This is a genomic window from Erythrobacter sp. 'gip.4 top 5' (assembly GCF_056495765.1).
Genome location: NZ_CP200270.1, coordinates 1,015,341 through 1,031,342 on the forward strand (window position 1 = coordinate 1,015,341; position 16,002 = coordinate 1,031,342).

General features: G+C 62.8%; 17 protein-coding genes. 6 read left to right on the forward strand and 11 right to left on the reverse strand.

Features of this window, described 5'->3' with window-relative positions; all coding sequences use genetic code 11:
- A complete protein-coding gene (locus tag ACRANW_RS04790; RefSeq protein WP_479433394.1) occupies positions 1-540 on the reverse strand; it encodes a DUF2306 domain-containing protein in 540 nt (179 codons plus the stop codon).
- A 213-nt stretch (positions 541-753) separates the two neighbouring features.
- On the opposite strand from ACRANW_RS04790, the gene ACRANW_RS04795 reads away from it, so the two are divergent.
- A complete protein-coding gene (locus ACRANW_RS04795) occupies positions 754-1,566 on the forward strand; it encodes a LytTR family DNA-binding domain-containing protein (protein ID WP_479433395.1) in 813 nt (270 codons plus the stop codon).
- A gap of 80 nt (positions 1,567-1,646) precedes the next feature.
- Here ACRANW_RS04795 and katG read toward each other — a convergent pair whose 3' ends face one another.
- From katG to ahpC, 3 genes are all read right to left on the reverse strand, one after another.
- Positions 1,647-3,860, reverse strand: coding sequence for a catalase/peroxidase HPI (gene katG / locus ACRANW_RS04800; RefSeq protein ID WP_479433396.1), 2,214 nt, complete (start codon positions 3,858-3,860; stop codon positions 1,647-1,649).
- Between the two features lie 213 nt (positions 3,861-4,073).
- The gene (gene ahpF / locus ACRANW_RS04805) at positions 4,074-5,663 is read right to left on the reverse strand and encodes an alkyl hydroperoxide reductase subunit F (RefSeq protein WP_479433397.1); all 1,590 of its coding nucleotides are present in this window, start codon (positions 5,661-5,663) and stop codon (positions 4,074-4,076) included.
- Between the two features lie 242 nt (positions 5,664-5,905).
- The gene (gene ahpC / locus ACRANW_RS04810) at positions 5,906-6,472 is read right to left on the reverse strand and encodes an alkyl hydroperoxide reductase subunit C (protein ID WP_479433398.1); all 567 of its coding nucleotides are present in this window, start codon (positions 6,470-6,472) and stop codon (positions 5,906-5,908) included.
- Positions 6,473-6,734: 262 nt separating this feature from the next.
- On the opposite strand from ahpC, the gene ACRANW_RS04815 reads away from it, so the two are divergent.
- Both ACRANW_RS04815 and ACRANW_RS04820 read left to right on the forward strand, forming a co-directional pair.
- Positions 6,735-6,950, forward strand: a complete 216-nt coding sequence (locus ACRANW_RS04815) for a helix-turn-helix transcriptional regulator (RefSeq protein WP_479433399.1) — start codon at positions 6,735-6,737, stop codon at positions 6,948-6,950.
- Positions 6,951-7,018: 68 nt separating this feature from the next.
- Positions 7,019-7,453, forward strand: a complete 435-nt coding sequence (locus ACRANW_RS04820; protein WP_479433400.1) for a hypothetical protein — start codon at positions 7,019-7,021, stop codon at positions 7,451-7,453.
- Between the two features lie 78 nt (positions 7,454-7,531).
- On the opposite strand, the gene aroC is transcribed toward ACRANW_RS04820, so the two are convergent.
- The gene (gene aroC / locus ACRANW_RS04825; RefSeq protein WP_479433401.1) at positions 7,532-8,605 is read right to left on the reverse strand and encodes a chorismate synthase; all 1,074 of its coding nucleotides are present in this window, start codon (positions 8,603-8,605) and stop codon (positions 7,532-7,534) included.
- 78 nt (positions 8,606-8,683) lie between these two features.
- Here aroC and ruvA point away from each other — a divergent pair, with 78 nt between their 5' ends.
- Positions 8,684-9,292, forward strand: coding sequence for a Holliday junction branch migration protein RuvA (ruvA, locus tag ACRANW_RS04830; RefSeq protein ID WP_479433402.1), 609 nt, complete (start codon positions 8,684-8,686; stop codon positions 9,290-9,292).
- 50 nt (positions 9,293-9,342) lie between these two features.
- Here ruvA and ACRANW_RS04835 read toward each other — a convergent pair whose 3' ends face one another.
- Positions 9,343-9,705 carry a GIY-YIG nuclease family protein gene (locus ACRANW_RS04835; RefSeq protein ID WP_479433403.1) on the reverse strand — a complete coding sequence of 121 codons (363 nt, stop codon included), beginning with the start codon at positions 9,703-9,705 and terminating at the stop codon, positions 9,343-9,345.
- Between the two features lie 92 nt (positions 9,706-9,797).
- Between ACRANW_RS04835 and ACRANW_RS04840 the strand changes: the two genes are divergently transcribed.
- Positions 9,798-9,941, forward strand: coding sequence for a hypothetical protein (locus ACRANW_RS04840; protein ID WP_479433404.1), 144 nt, complete (start codon positions 9,798-9,800; stop codon positions 9,939-9,941).
- Positions 9,938-10,969, forward strand: a complete 1,032-nt coding sequence (gene ruvB / locus ACRANW_RS04845) for a Holliday junction branch migration DNA helicase RuvB (protein ID WP_479433405.1) — start codon at positions 9,938-9,940, stop codon at positions 10,967-10,969. The genes ACRANW_RS04840 and ruvB overlap by 4 nt, the downstream gene beginning before the upstream one ends.
- 155 nt (positions 10,970-11,124) lie before the next feature.
- Here ruvB and ACRANW_RS04850 read toward each other — a convergent pair whose 3' ends face one another.
- From ACRANW_RS04850 to acnA, 5 genes are all read right to left on the reverse strand, one after another.
- The gene (locus tag ACRANW_RS04850; RefSeq protein ID WP_479433406.1) at positions 11,125-11,355 is read right to left on the reverse strand and encodes a hypothetical protein; all 231 of its coding nucleotides are present in this window, start codon (positions 11,353-11,355) and stop codon (positions 11,125-11,127) included.
- A gap of 192 nt (positions 11,356-11,547) precedes the next feature.
- A complete protein-coding gene (locus ACRANW_RS04855) occupies positions 11,548-11,814 on the reverse strand; it encodes a hypothetical protein (protein WP_479433407.1) in 267 nt (88 codons plus the stop codon).
- 60 nt (positions 11,815-11,874) lie between these two features.
- Entirely contained in the window at positions 11,875-12,408 is a 534-nt protein-coding gene (locus ACRANW_RS04860; protein ID WP_479433408.1) for a hypothetical protein, read from the reverse strand.
- A gap of 324 nt (positions 12,409-12,732) precedes the next feature.
- Positions 12,733-13,248 (reverse strand): rhodanese-like domain-containing protein, encoded by a 516-nt coding sequence (locus ACRANW_RS04865; RefSeq protein WP_479433409.1) that lies wholly within the window; start codon positions 13,246-13,248, stop codon positions 12,733-12,735.
- An 8-nt stretch (positions 13,249-13,256) separates the two neighbouring features.
- Positions 13,257-15,929 (reverse strand): aconitate hydratase AcnA, encoded by a 2,673-nt coding sequence (gene acnA / locus ACRANW_RS04870; RefSeq protein WP_479433410.1) that lies wholly within the window; start codon positions 15,927-15,929, stop codon positions 13,257-13,259.
- Between the last annotated feature and the right edge of the window lie 73 nt (positions 15,930-16,002).

The following is a 16,002-nucleotide window of genomic DNA, read 5'->3' on the forward strand; positions in this document are numbered from 1 at the left end:
TCAGCCCAGCAGCATAACGTTCATCAACCGTCCGGGGATCAGGAAGGCGGCAAGACCCGGCAGCATCAGAGCAGTCAGATAGGTGAACACCAGATGCCGCTTGTGCGCCTGAATATCGCCGCGCCGCGCTGTCGCCACGACCTTCCAGGCGGCAAGGAATGTCATCGGTACGAACAGGTGGATCCAGCTGAAGCCCCCCGAGGTCTGGATGAAGATCGCCGATGTCGCGGTGATCAGCATCAGCACCAGCCACAGCTTGCCAAGCTGCTTGTGCAGCGCGGTGCCCTTTTTCGCCAGCAGCAACCAGCCGCCCAGCGGGATCGTCGGCAGCACGGCGGCGACATGGATGATGACGGGCAGCTTGTTGTAGTGATGCAGATTGTCGACCATCCCCAGCCCCGCCCGCCCCAGTGCCAGCACGACCGCAAAGCTCATGGTGAAACACGCAAGGCTGACGGCGGTGCGGGCCACGGGGCCGATGTCGAAATGGATGGATTTCGAAGCGGCGGCGGCGCCGAAGGGCAGGGTGATGGCGGTCATGGCAGGTCTCCTTGAAGGCGGTGTGTTGCTTGCCGGATCAGGATGCTGCCGCGCCGTTTGCGGGCAACCGTGCCTTCGTCAATCGTGCGGGCTTTGCGCGAAATGTCCCGCAAAACCGGCGCTCTGCCACTTTACGAAGCGTGAATGGGCAGGCACCTATTGGTGATGGACCCGCAGCTTGCCCCGCAACGCCGCTTGCTCATCCGACGGATCATGATCGATCTGACGGTGATGGCGGCGATCGGCGTGTTTCTGGGAGTGATCGGACCGTTTGGCAGTATCGCCGCGCCGCTGCCGGTGCGGATTGCCAGCTGGATCGGTTTTGCGCTGCTCGGCTATATTTTCTACCGCCCGATGGACCCGCTCGCGACTTGGGCGCATCGCGCACTCGATTTGCCGCGCTGGGCGCTGCTGATCGGCACGTGTCTGATTGCGACCTTTCCGATGTCGTTCGCCGTCATCGCGGTCAGCAGTCTGCCCGATGCACCCTCATGGCCCGGACTGGAATCGGCGCTGGCGACCTATTTTTCGGTGCTGGTGATCGGCGGCGCGGTGACGGTCTTTTTCAACCTCGCCAAGCCGGGGCAGCACGCGTCCGTCACCGATGCTGCGCCGCCGCCGATGGCAGCGCCCGGCCCTATCCCCGCGCCGATGCTGTCGCCGGTGTTTGCGCCCGCACCGCCGCCGCCTTCATCCACGCCGCCGCCCAATCCGCCGCCCAATCCGCTGGTCGATCAGCTTCCGGCCGAAATCGGTAGCGATATCATCGCGCTGGAGATGGAGGATCACTATGTCCGTGTCCACACTGCGCTCGGCTCGGCGCTGGTGCTGATGCGGCTGCGCGATGCGATGGCGCTGGTCGAGGGTGAAGGGATGCAGGTGCACCGCAGCTGGTGGGTGGCACGCCACGCGGTCGAGGATGTGCTGCGCAACGGGCGCAATATCCGGCTGAGGCTTGCCCGCGGGACCGAAGCGCCCGTGGCCCGCGCCAATGTCGCTGTCTTGCGTGAGGCGCGCTGGATCTGAGCCGCCCTTATAGCGGCAACGAAAAAGGCCCCCGGTGTCGCCACCGGAGGCCTTTTCTGAAGTCAGCGCATCACTGCGTCTCAGTGATACTTGGCCCAGCTCACATCAAAGCGGTCCGCGTTCATCACCTTGTTCCAGGCCGAGATGAAGTCGCACACGAACTTGCCCTCGTTTCCGGTCTCGGCATAGACTTCCGCTTGCGCTCGCAGGAGCGAGTTTGATCCGAACACCAGATCGGTGCGGGTGGCCCGCCACTTTTCCGTGCCGGTTGCGCGATCGGTGCCGACATATTCTTCGTCACCGCTTTCATCGACCGGCGCCCACTTGGTGTTCATGTCGAGCAGGTTGCGGAAGAAGTCCGGCGTCAGCGAGCCTGGCGTGTCGGTCAACACCCCGATGCGATGCCCGTGCTGAGCATGATCGCTGACGGCACCCATCGCTCGCATTCCGCCGACCAGCACCGCCAGTTCCGGGATCGAAAGCCCGAGCAGATGGGCCCGGTCGATCATCATTTCTTCGGTGCGGACCTGCGCCTTGGTCCTGAGGTAATTGCGGAAGCCATCGGCAAACGGCTCCAGCGCCTCGAAGCTTTCAGCGTCGGTGTGTTCGTCGGTCGCATCGCCGCGCCCGCCCATGAAGGGTACGGTCACGTCATGCCCCGCGTCGCGCGCGGCTTTCTCGACCGCGGCATTGCCGGCCAGCACGATCGCATCGGCCATGGACAGACTGCCACGGTGCGCTTCGATGGTATCGAGCACCTTGCCCAGTTCCTCCGGGTCATTGACCGCCCATGACCGCTGCGGTTCGAGCCGGATGCGTGCACCATTGGCGCCGCCGCGATGGTCCGAGTTGCGATAGGTCGAGGCTGACGCCCACGCCGCCTTGACCAACTCGCGCACGGAAAGACCGCTGCCAAGGATCACTTCCTTGAACCGGGCGATGTCGGCATCCGCAGGCGTGGTGCCTTCGGGGACCGGATCCATCCAGATCAAGGTTTCTTCCGGCACTTCGGGGCCGAGATACTTGACCTTGGACCCCATGTCGCGGTGACACAGCTTGAACCATGCGCGCGCAAAGGCATCGTCCAGCGCGGCCTGATCGTTCAGGAACCGCTCGGAGATCTTGCGATATTCCGGATCACGCTTCAACGCCATGTCGGCGGTGGTCATGATCGTCGGCACCTTCTTGGATGGATCGCGTGCGTCGGGCGCCATGTCTTCCGGATCAGGGTTGATCGGCGTCCACTGATGCGCACCGGCGGGCGATGTCACCAGTTCGAAGTCATATTTGAACAGCAGCCGGAAATAGTCGCCGCCCCACTGTGTCGGGTTGGGTGTCCACGCGCCTTCAATGCCCGACGTGGTGATGTTGCCGCGGGCGATTTCTTCCTCGTCGTTCAGCCAGCCAAAACCCATCAGGTGCAGGTCTTCGCTTTCCGGTGCGCCGCCGAAGCTGTCGGCGGGATGCGCGCCGTGGCACTTGCCAAAGGCGTGGCCACCAGCGGTGAGCGCCACGGTTTCCTCGTCATTCATCGCCATGCGGGCGAAGGTTTCGCGCATGTCGCGGGCCATACCTTCGGGATCATGCGGGTTGCCCTGCGGTCCTTCGGGATTGACGTAGATGAGGCCCATCTGGATCGCGGCGAGCGGGTTTTCCAGCGCGCGGCCTTCCTTGGGGTAGATGCGCGTCGGCGCATCTTCGTTGACCCACTGTTCTTCAGTGCCCCAATAGACGCTTTCCGGCTCATAGACGTCGGCACGGCCGCCGCCAAAACCGAACACGGGTCCGCCCATGCTTTCGATCGCGACGTTGCCGGTCAGGATGAACAGATCGGCCCAGCTGATGTTCTTGCCGTACTTCTGCTTGATCGGCCACAGCAGGCGACGCGCCTTGTCGAGGTTGCCGTTGTCAGGCCAGGAATTGAGGGGGGCAAATCGTTGCTGGCCGCTGTTCGAGCCGCCGCGCCCGTCACCGGTGCGGTAGGTGCCCGCCGCGTGCCAGGCCATGCGGATGAAGAACGGACCATAGTGCCCGTAATCGGCCGGCCACCAAGGCTGGCTGTCGGTCATCAGCGCGGTCAGATCGGCCTTGAGCGCGGCGTAATCGAGCGTATTGAACGCCTCGGCGTAGTCGAAATCTTCGCCATAGGGGTTCGCGCTCCGGCCACGTTCGGTCAGGATGTCGACCTGCAGCGCCTGCGGCCACCAATCGCGGTTGGTGCGGCCCAGCAGATTGCGCATTTCGTTGCTGCCGTGGAACGGACAACCGCTGATATCTCCGGTCTTTGCGTCCATGATATGTCTCCTCGTAGATCCAGACTCGCACCAGTGCGGCGAACCTGTGAGGCAACAATGGCTTTTTCAGGACGGTGCGTCCAATCGATTAATACGCGCTTTTTAAGCGAGTAAGGCGATTAGAGGGTGTATGCTGTGCAGAGAGGCGGGCCAAACGAAAACGGGCTCCCGATCGGAAGCCCGTTCACGTTGTATGGCATGGTTTGAAGCGGTTTACGCAGCTTCGGCAATCGCTGCGACTGGTTCGTTACGGATCAGGAAGTCGAACGCGCCCAGGCCAGCCTTGGCGCCTTCGCCCATCGCCACCACGATCTGCTTGTGTGGCACAGTGGTGCAATCGCCCGCCGCGTAAATACCCGGCAGATTGGTCGCGCCGTGACCGTCGATAATGATTTCGCCGTGCTTGGACAATTCCAACCCGATATCGCGCAGCCATTCAGTGTTGGGCACCAGACCGATCTGGATGAACACGCCTGCCAGCGTGATGGTGCGTTCATCGCCCGTGGCACGGTCCTTGATCACCAGCCCGTTCACGCGCGTGCCGTCGCCCAGTACCTCGGTGGTCTGACCATTGGTGATGATCTCGACATTCGGCATTGAGCGCAGCTTGCGTTGCAGCACTTCGTCCGCGCGCAGTTTGGTATCGAATTCGACCAGCGTGACATGGCTGACCACCCCGGCGAGGTCGATCGCCGCTTCGACGCCGGAATTGCCACCGCCGATCACCGCGATGCGCTTGCCCTTGAACAGCGGGCCATCGCAGTGCGGGCAATAGGCCACGCCCTTGTTGCGATACTCCGCTTCGCCCGGAACGCCCAGATTGCGCCAGCGCGCACCGGTCGACAGGACCAGTGAGCGCGCCTTGAGGCTGGCGCCGTTGGCCATTACGACTTCATGCAGGCCGCCGGTTTCGGCAGCGGGCCGGAGCTCGACCGTGCGGGCCAGATCCATCAGATCGATGTCATATTCACCGATCTGGTTTTTCAGACTGTCGGTCAGCTTGGGGCCTTCGGTGTACACCGTGCCGGGGAGGTTCTCGATCCCCAGCGTGTCCATCAACTGCCCGCCAAAGCGTTCAGCCGCGATCCCGGTGCGGAAACCCTTGCGCGCGGTGTAGACTGCAGCGGCGGCACCGGCAGGGCCGCCGCCGATGACGAGCACTTCAAACGCATCCTTGGCGGCCAGCTTTTCTGCCTGCTTGGCACCGGCGTTCACGTCCAGCTTGGCCAGGATCTCGGCCAGTTCCAGCTTGCCGTTGTAGAAGCTCTCCCCGTTCAGGAAGGTCGCCGGCACGGCCATGATGTCGCGCCGCTCGACTTCGTCCTTGAAAGTGCCGCCTTCGATCAGCGTTGCGGTGATGCGCGGGTTTTCCAGCGCCATCAGCGTCAGCGCCTGCACCACATCGGGGCAATTGTGGCAGGTGAGTGAGAAGAACATTTCGAAATTGTAATCGCCTTCCAGTGCGCGGACCTGTTCGATCAGGTCAGCGTCAACCTTGGGCGGGTGGCCACCGGCCCACAGCAGCGCGAGCACAAGCGAGGTGAATTCGTGGCCCATCGGCAGCCCGGCAAAGCGCACCCACTTGGCCGCGTCGCTGGCGCGGCGGATGATGAAGCTGGGCTTGCGATCGTCCGTGCCATCGAACTGCGCGGTCACAAGATCGTGCTGCGCGGCGATCTGTTCGATCAGCGCGCGCGTCTGGCGCGACTTTTCGCTGTCATCGAGCGAGGCGACCAGTTCCACGCCTTCGCGAAAGTTGGCGAGATAGGTCTTGAGCTGGGCCTGCATGGCGGCGTCGAGCATGATGATGTCCTCCGTGGCGCAGGGGGAACCGCCCGCGCGTCAATTCTGGGGTGTTCGGTAAGCAGGTAACGCGGAACCGGATGCCGTCGCCTCGCCCGACTAAGGGGGGGAGGGGAGAGGCGTAAGAGACATCCGGTCCCGGCTACGACCCGAGGGCTTCGAGGCTCTCGGGATTTTTCGGTCAGTGCGCGGCGTGGGGGAGGGGGGAGAGCCGCGCGCTGACCGTATTCGTGACGCCGGTCTTAGATCTTGCCGACGAGGTCGAGCGAGGGGGCCAGCGTATCGCCGCCTTCTTCCCACGCCGCCGGGCAGACCTGACCGGGGTTTGCGCGCACATATTGCGCGGCCTTGATCTTGCGTGTCAGTTCGTTGGCATTGCGGCCCACGCCTTCACAGGTGATTTCCATGATCTGGATCACGCCGTCCGGATCGACCACGAAGGTTGCACGGTCAGCAAGGCCCGAATCCTGACGCAGCACGCCAAACTGGTTCGACAATACGTGGTTCTGGTCACCCAGGAACGGGAAGGTCAGCTTGCTGATCTTGTCCGAATTGTCGTGCCATGCCTTGTGGCTGAAATGCGTGTCGGTGCTGACGGCGAATACTTCAACGCCCATGGTCTGGAGCTGGCTGTACTTTTCGCCCATGTCTTCCAGTTCGGTCGGGCAGACAAAGGTCCAGTCGGCAGGGTAGAAGAAGAACACCGACCACTTGCCGGCGAGATCTTCGCTGGTGACGTCGAAGAAGTCCTTGCCAGCCTGGAATGCTGTGGCCTTGAAGGGCTGAAGTGTCGAACCGATAATACCCATGGGAGTTTGTCCTTGTGATGGGGTGAAGAGGTTGGGCGGAAACTTGTCCTGCTCAAATAGGGATTATTGCGCTGCACAAAAGGTTATTTGTGCGATTGCACAAATCGCTTTTTTCAATGGCTGATGCGGGAACCCATCGGATTTGCCGTTCAGCAGCCACGGCAACTCTCGACCTTGCTGGCATCTCCATGTAAATGTTGTGTTAACGCAACACATCGTATATTTGAACTGCATGACGAGGGAAATACATAACCGAATCGCCATGTTCCGCGCCGATGCGGGGATGACGCGCCGCGAGCTGGCCGAGGCCGTCGGGGTCAACCCCCAGACCATCGGTTTTCTCGAACGCGGCGATTACAAGCCCAGCCTGGAACTGGCGCTGTCGATGGCCGAGGTGTTCGGTGTGTCGGTGGAGCTGCTGTTTTCGTTTGCGCCGTTCCCCTCGCTCTCGCAGGCTTTGCAGAAAGGACGCGAATGATGGGTTACAAACAAAAGAGCGCTGTTTCGCGCCTTGATCGTCTGGCGATCCGGCTGATCGGTAGCCCGGTGAACACGGGCTTCACCGGGCCGCATATGACGATAGCCATCAATGCCCTGCTTCTCGTTTGCGGCCTGACAGGAATGGTCGGCACAATGATGGGTCCGTCCATGTACAAGCTGATCCTTTACGCGACGTTGGCAAGTGTCCTTCACAAGGCAGCGGTGGAATTCAGAGAAAGAGGCTACGCGCGCCGCGATGAACGCGAGGACGCCATCCATTGGAAAGCCTGGGCCATTGGTGCCGCCATCCCGGGTCTGATCCTCGTTTCGTGGATGCACCTGCTTGATGCCTTTGCCGACCATGGGATGTGGCACCCGGCACAGCCCGACGATTGGAGCGCCGTGTCCATGTTCGCCATGGGGCTGGCACTGCAGCTCAGCAGCATTGCGAAGGGCTGGATGACGCCGGCCTATGCCGGCGATCTGCTGCACGAGGAGTGATACTTAACCTTACTGAGCGGGTCCCTGACCGCGAAACCTCTATCCCCCCCTGTCGGCGAGCCCCATTCGCGCTGCCGCCTACCCCACCTGCCCCCGGTGCAGCAGCTTGTGGTCGGCCAGCACCAGCGCCATCATTGCTTCCACGACCGGCGTGCCACGGATGCCGACGCACGGATCGTGGCGGCCTTTGGTGACCACTTCCACCGCTTCGCCTGCGCTGTTGATCGATTCCACCGGGGTGAGGATCGACGAGGTCGGCTTGAACGCCACGCGGCACACCACCGGCTGCCCGGTCGAAATGCCGCCCGCGGTGCCGCCTGCGTGATTGGAGAGGTATTCCGGCGCGCCTTGTGCGCCGCCGGGCCGCATCCGGTCGGCATTCTGTTCGCCGGTCAGGCGCGCGGCTTCAAACCCGTCACCGATCTCCACGCCCTTGACCGCGTTGATGCTCATCATCGCGGCGGCCAGATCGCTGTCGAGCTTGGCATAGATCGGCGCGCCCCAGCCGGCGGGAACGCCGGTGGCGACACATTCGACCACCGCGCCCAAGGACGATCCGGCCAGCCGCGCTTCATCAACCTGGGCCGCCCAGCGCCTGGCTGCTTCGGGATCAGGACAGAAGAACGGGTTGTTGGCGATTTCGGCATAGTCGATCCGTGCCGGATCAATCCGGTCACCGCCCAACTCGCAGACATAGGCGGTGATGGTGACTTCCGGGATCACCAACCGCGCCACCGCGCCCGCCGCCACCCGCGCCGCTGTTTCGCGTGCGGAGGACCGTCCGCCGCCGCGATAGTCGCGGATGCCGTATTTGGCGTCATAGGCGTAATCGGCATGGCCGGGGCGGTACTGCTGGGCGATGGCGCTGTAATCTTTCGACCGCTGATCGGTGTTCTCGATATGCAGCGCAATCGGCGTGCCGGTGGTGCGCCCCTCGAACACGCCCGACAGGATCCGCACCAGATCATCTTCGCGCCGTTGCGTGGTGAAGCGGCTGGTGCCGGGCTTGCGCGCATCCATGAAGGGTTGGATGAATTCCTCGGAAATCGCCAGCCCTGGCGGGCACCCGTCGACCACCGCGCCCAGCGCAGGCCCATGACTTTCGCCCCAAGTGGTAAAGCGCAGCACGCGCCCGAAGGTGTTCCAGCTCATGCCTCGCCATCTGGCGCAAGTGTGGGCATCTGTCCATAAAGGCTGGACGCTTGGCAGGCCTTACGGCACGAACAAACCATGATCGCCAAACTTTCAGGCAGGCTCGACAGCACGGGCGAGGATTGGGCCATCGTCGATGTCGGCGGGGTGGGCTATCTCGTCCAGTGTTCCAGCCGCACGCTGTCCGCGCTGGGAACGGTGGGAGAGTTCTGCACCGTCCACACCCAGATGCAGGTGAGCGAGACCGACATGCGCCTGCTGGGCTTTGCCGACAGTGCCGAGCGGGACTGGTTCCGGCTGCTGACGGGCGTGCAAAGCGTGGGCAGCAAGGTCGCGCTGGCGATCCTCTCGGCGCTCTCGACTGCCGAACTGCGCGATGCCTGCGGCAAGGGTGACGCCGCCATGGTGACGCGGGCGAATGGCGTCGGCCCGAAGCTAGCGGCGCGGATCGTCAACGAGTTGAAGGACAAGGCCGGCGGAATGCCGGGCAGCGCGGGCGGCTTCGCGATGGGCGCAGCGGCGGTCCCGGCAGGCAGCGTGGGCGCGGACGCGGCAAGCGCGCTGGAGAACCTCGGCTTCAAGCCCGCCGTGGCGGCGCAGGCGGTGGCGCGGGCAATCGAGGAATTGGGCGAAGGCGCCAGCGAGGGCGATCTGATCCGCGTGGCGCTGAAGAAGGCGGCGGGGTGATGTATACTCCACTTCGTCATGCTGAACTTGTTTCAGCATCCATCAGGCGATTAGCGCAGTCCGATAGGCGGCAACCCCAAACCCACCGCCAAGTCATGCCAGTCAGGGTTCTCGCTCTCGATCAGGTTGATCTTCCACTGCCGGTGCCAGCGCTTCAATTGCTTTTCGCGAGTGACGGCGCGCTCCATGTCGCCGAACAATTCGTAGCGGACGAGGCGGAGGACGTTGTAGCGCCTGGCGAAGCCTTCGTTTGTCCCGTTTCGATGTTGCCACAGCCTGCCGATGAGATCGCTGGTGACACCGATATAGAGCGTGCCATGCCGCTGGCTGGCCAGGATATAGACGCAGGGTTGGCGCTCTTGTCGCATACCGCTGAGGGTGCTGCACCATGGATGCTGAAACAAGTTCAGCATGACGATTTATCAGAAATTCAGTCAATTCATTGTCATCCTGAACTTGTTTCAGGATCCATCGCGACCCCCATCGCAGATCTTGGAAGTTGGCAATGAAGCGCGCCTCGCTCGCCTTGATCATCTTTGTCGCCGGCATATTCACAGGCGTGTCGGTTGACGGTTGGCTCGACATCGACACATGCCTCGACGGCGGTGGAGCGTGGGATTACCAGCGCGATGCATGTAGGTATGAATGACTGACACCCCGCTCCACACCCCCGATCGCCAGCCGGGTGACCAGGACGCCGCGCTGCGCCCGCGTCGCCTCGCGGAATTCGTCGGGCAGGAGGCGGCGCGGGGGAACCTTGCAGTCTTCATCGCGGCAGCCCGCGCGCGCGGCGAGGCGATGGATCACACGCTGTTCTTCGGCCCGCCCGGCCTTGGCAAGACCACGCTGGCGCAAATCATTGCGGGCGAGCTTGGGGTGGGCTTTCGCGCCACGTCCGGCCCCGTCATCGCCAAGGCGGGCGATTTGGCTGCGCTGCTGACCAATCTTGAACCGCACGACGTGCTGTTCATTGACGAAATCCACCGCCTGTCCCCTGTGGTCGAGGAAGTGCTCTATCCCGCGATGGAGGACCGCGCGCTCGATCTGATCATCGGGGAGGGGCCATCGGCGCGTTCTGTTCGCATTGATCTGCCGCCGTTCACCCTGATCGGCGCAACCACCCGGCAAGGCCTGCTGACGACGCCACTGCGCGACCGCTTTGGCATTCCCGTGCGCCTCAATTTCTACACGCATGAGGAACTCGAACGCGTCGTCACCCGCGCCGCTGGCCTGCTCGGCCTCGCGATCCAGCCCGATGGCGCGCACGAAATCGCCCGCCGTTCGCGTGGCACACCGCGTGTGGCGGGACGCCTTCTGCGGCGCGTGCGCGACTTTGCCGATGTCGCGGGCGCGGCCAGCGTCACCCGCCATGTCGCGGACGAAGCGTTGACCCGGCTGGAGATCGACCGGCTCGGCCTCGATGCGATGGACCGCCGCTACCTTACCATGATCGCCACCACATACAAAGGTGGCCCGGTGGGCATCGAGACGCTCGCGGCGGGCCTTGCCGAGCCGCGTGACACGGTGGAGGAAGTGGTTGAACCTTACCTCATCCAGCTGGGTCTGATTGCCCGCACTGCCCGCGGGCGGGTGCTGAACGATGGCGGATGGGCGCATCTGGAAATGAACCCACCCAGAGAATCGCCCCCTAGCCAGTCCGGGCTGTTCGAAGACTGAGTTCGGCGTTCGGCTTAACAATTGAGCTAACCCCGGCCCCGTTTTCGGTGTCAGTTCGGGACAGCGACCCTGAAATGCGGCGATTCCCGAGCGATTCCGCCACGTCAGCCGGCTCGGGCATAGTTAATCGGATTGCCCGCTCGCCGCTTCTGCCATCAAAAGAACTCTGGATTTGGGAGAGGTGCAGACCGTCTGCATTCGTCACCACAGGCAAACAGGGTTTCGACTATGTCGCTCAAACTGGCCATCGCCAAGCTTTCCGCCGCTGCTGCGGGTGTCGCGTTGTTGCAAGGCGGCGCCGTGCGCATGGCCGAACCGATGAACACCGAGGCTCCGGAATATTCGACCAACATCGATGGCAAGCTGGTGCAGGTCGATCCGGTCACAGGCGCACGCTACATCAAGACCCGCGAACGCGAGATCCCGTTGCCGGAACAGCGCCGTCGCCGGATTGTCGAGCGCACGATTGAATGCCAGCCGGTCGGCCCTGCCGGCACCGTCGTAGCGGCCAGCGCTCCGGCTGGTGCGGTACAGGCTTACTACGACGCCGCCGAATGCCCGCCGATTGCGCAGGTGGCCTATATGCCCGCGCCGCTGCCTCCGCTTCCGCCAATTTCGGGCGGTGGTGGCCCTGGCGGTGGTTTTGGCGGCGGCTTCGGCGGTGGCGGCTTTGGCGGCGGCTTCGGTGGGGGCGGCTTCTTCGGTGGCTTCTTCGGTGGTGGCGGCTCATCGTCGGGCGATGTGTCGGTGTCCACCACCACATCGACCTCGGGATCGTCTTCGGGCGAGGTCGCTTCCTCCAGCGGTGGATCAAGCGGATCTAACGGTTCAAGCGGCGTCGTCATCGATATCAATATCGACAATTCGACTACCTCGTCTTCGGGTCAAATCAGCTCGTCGACCGGTCAGGTCTCGACGTCGACGTCGACCGGACAGGTTTCCAGCAGCACGGGCCAGGTGTCCAGCACCAGCTCATCGGGCAATGTCTCGTCATCAACTGGCGCGGTGTCATCGTCCGGTGATGTGTCGTCTTCCACCGGTGCGGTGTCATCGTCGGGCAATGTCAGTTCGTCGACCGGCGCGGTTTCGAGCAGCACGGGTACCGTTTCGAGCAGCACGGGCGCGGTCTCGAGCTCAACCGGCAGCGTGTCCAGCAGCACGGGTGCGGTTTCGAGCTCCTCGGGCAACGTCTCAAGCTCCTCGGGCAACGTCAGCTCATCGACGGGTGCCGTTTCGAGCTCCAGTTCATCGTCCTCCTCGTCGAGCTCCTCATCGTCATCGTCCTCGTCATCCTCGTCTTCCTCATCGGGCGGCAGCAGCGGCAAACCGGGTAAGCCTGGTACGACGTCTTCGGGCAGTTCGGGAAGCTCGGGCAGTTCGTCGTCGTCCTCATCGAGCAGCGGATCGTCTTCGTCCTCGGGCGACCTGACCAGCAGCACGACCAGTTCATCAGGCTCGTCATCGTCATCGTCGAGTGGCAGTTCCAGCGGTTCGTCGAGTTCAGGCAGCAGCGGGTCTTCGGGTTCGAGTTCGTCGTCGAGCGGCTCTTCGTCATCATCGTCGTCGTCGAGCAGCAGCAGCTCATCCTCATCGTCTTCGGGCGGTCATGATGTGCCTGCGCCCCCGATGATGATCCTGTTCGGCCTCGCCGCCGCTGCGATCCTGGGACGTCGGAAAATCCTGGGCTGAGGCGTCACCATCACGCAAAACAAAAAAGGGCGGACCACCACGGTCCGCCCTTTTTGTTTCAACTTCAGAACGGCTTAAGGTGTCTCGACCGGCTGCTTCGCAGCTTCCCAAGCGAGCATTCCGCCGTCTAGATGTTCCACAGGTGCGCCCGTCACTGCCGCGAGTTTCTCGCCAGCCACGGCCGAACGGCGGCCCGAGCGGCAATAGAGCACGACTTCACGCCCATCCGACAGGTCGAGCGCCGCCGGATCGAACTGGTCGAGCGGAATGTGCTCGGCGCCGGGGATTACGCCATCGGCCACCTCGGCATCGGTGCGCACGTCGATCAGGCGGACGTTACCGGTTTCAATCCGTGCAGCCAGTTCCTGCGGTGTCAGTGCGACCAGAGAACCTTGGAGTACCGCCGCGGCCGCATCATCGGCTGCATCCGGGGCAACCCCGGCCGCCGCCAGTTCAAAACCAAACGGCGCCGAGGGAGCCTGGCCTTCGTTCGTCCGATTTTCTCCACCCCCGCAAGCGGCCAACGCCAGCAGAACCGGCGCCAGTGGCAAAGCCGGGAGGAGCAAAAGCGAAAGGCGTGCGGGTGTCATGCCTCTCCTTATGCCGCAAGCTTGCGCAGAACGTAATGGAGAATCCCGCCATGGCGGTAATATTCCATCTCGTTGGCGGTATCGATGCGGCATAGCGCGGTGAAGGTGAAGCCGGTGCCGTCAGCGCGCGTGACTTCGACCGCGATGTCCTGACCGGGAACAAGGTCGGCCAGACCACGGATCGAAAAGGTGTCGGTGGTCGACAGCCCCAGCGTTTCACGGGTGTCGCCTTCCTTGAACTGCAAGGGCAGCACGCCCATGCCGACAAGGTTGGAGCGGTGGATCCGCTCAAAGCTTTCCACGATCACCATCCGCACACCCAGAAGGATCGTGCCCTTGGCCGCCCAGTCGCGCGACGATCCGGTTCCGTATTCCTTACCGCCGATCACCACCAGCGGGGTGCCATCGTGCTTGTGCTTCATGGCCGCGTCGTAAATCGGCATGGTTTCGCCCGCATAGGTCGAAAAGCCGCCTTCGACGCCGGGCACCATTTCATTCTTGATGCGGATATTGGCGAAGGTGCCGCGCATCATCACGTCATGATTGCCACGGCGCGAGCCGTAGGAGTTGAAGTCTGCCCGTGCGACCTGGTTTGATTTGAGGAAGGCACCCGCCGGGCTGTCTTCCTTGATCGAACCGGCCGGGCTGATGTGATCGGTGGTGACTGAATCGCCCAGGATCGCGAGCGGCTTGGCATCGACAATGTCCACGATCGGCGCCGGCGTCATGGTCATACCATCGAAATAAGGCGGGTTGGCGACGTAGGTAGATCCGGCGCGCCACTGGTAGGTGTCCGACGGTTCGACCGTGATGGCCTGCCAGTGTTCATCCCCGCGATAGACATTGGCGTAACGGTTCACGAACATCGACCGGTCGATGTTGGCGGCGCGGTTTTCTGCGATTTCGGCATTGGTGGGCCACAGATCAGCCAGCATCACATCGTCGCCGTTCTGATCCTGGCCGATTGGCGTGGTGGTGATGTCTTCGGTGACGGTGCCTTTCAGCGCATAGGCCACCACCAACGGCGGCGAGGCGAGGAAGTTGGCGCGCACATCGGGCGACACGCGGCCTTCGAAGTTGCGGTTGCCCGACAGGACGCTTGCCGCAACAATGTCATTGCCGTTGATGGCCTGGCTGATCGGAGCGGCCAGCGGGCCGGAATTGCCGATGCAGGTGGTGCAGCCATAGCCGACCAGGTCGAAGCCGAGCGCGTCAAGGTGATGTTGCAGGCCCGACTTCACGAGGTAGTCGGTGACAACCTGCGATCCGGGAGCCAGCGATGTCTTGACCCACGGCTTGGGCTTCAGGCCCTTTTCATTGGCCTTCTTCGCCACCAGACCAGCAGCAATCAACACATCGGGGTTGGAGGTGTTGGTGCAAGAAGTAATTGCTGCGATCACAACATCGCCATCACCAATGTCGTGCGCCGCGCCTTCAACGCCCACGCGGGCGGCAGCGGCCTTGCCGTAAACCTTGGTCAGGTCGGAATTGAACAGATCGTCGACCTCTTGCAGAACCACCTTGTCCTGCGGGCGCTTGGGTCCGGCGAGGCTTGGGACCACCGCGGCCATGTCGAGGCTGAGGGTCTTGGTGAAGACCGGAACGTTGGCGGGGTCAAACCACATCCCTTGCGCCTTGGCATAGGCTTCGACCAGCGCGATGTTTTCTTCACTGCGACCGGTGAGGCGCATATATTCGATGGTCTTGTGATCGATCCCGAAAAAGCCGCAGGTCGCGCCATATTCGGGCGCCATGTTGGCGATGGTGGCACGGTCGGCCAGCGTGAGGTTGGCAACGCCCGGACCGTAGAACTCCACAAACCGCCCCACCACGCCGACTTCGCGCAGCATCTGCACGCAAGTCAGCACCAGATCGGTCGCAGTCACGCCTTCAGCCATTGCGCCGTCAAGATAGAAGCCGACCACTTCAGGGATCAGCATCGACACCGGCTGGCCAAGCATCGCGGCTTCGGCTTCAATCCCGCCGACGCCCCAGCCCAGCACGCCCAGACCATTGATCATGGTGGTGTGGCTGTCCGTGCCGACGCAGGTATCAGGATAGGCGACCATCACGCCGTCCGGGCCTTCCGAAGACCACACGGCCTGCGCGAGGTGTTCAAGGTTTACCTGATGGCAGATCCCGGTGCCCGGCGGTACGGCGGTGAAGTTCTTGAAGCTTTTGCTGCCCCACTTGAGGAAGTCGTACCGTTCGGCATTACGCTCATATTCGAGCGCCATATTGGCTTCCATCGCCTTGGGGTGGCCGAATTCATCGACCATGACCGAGTGGTCGATCACGAGGTTGACCGGCACCAGCGGGTTGATCTTGGCGGTATCGCCGCCGAGCTTCTTGATCGCATCGCGCATCGCGGCGAGATCGACCACGCACGGCACGCCGGTAAAATCCTGCAACAGCACGCGGGCCGGGCGGTACTGAATTTCTTCGCCAGTGGCCGGGTTGTTCTGCCAATCCACGATGGCCTGAATGTGCTCACGGCCCACAGTGAAGCCCGCATCCTCGAAGCGCAGCAGGTTTTCCAGCAGCACCTTCATCGAGATGGGCAGGCGCGAAATATCGCCCAGTTGCTCAGCGGCTTTGGCGAGCGAATAGTAAGCGTACTGCTTGCCGTTAACGTCAAGCGTTTCGCGGGTGCCGAGCGAGTCCTGGCCGATTGCGGTCATGGGGGGCTTCATCCTTTATGATTGACCCGCCCCCGATCCACCAAGGGCGCGGTTTTCGAAGGGCGCACTGCGC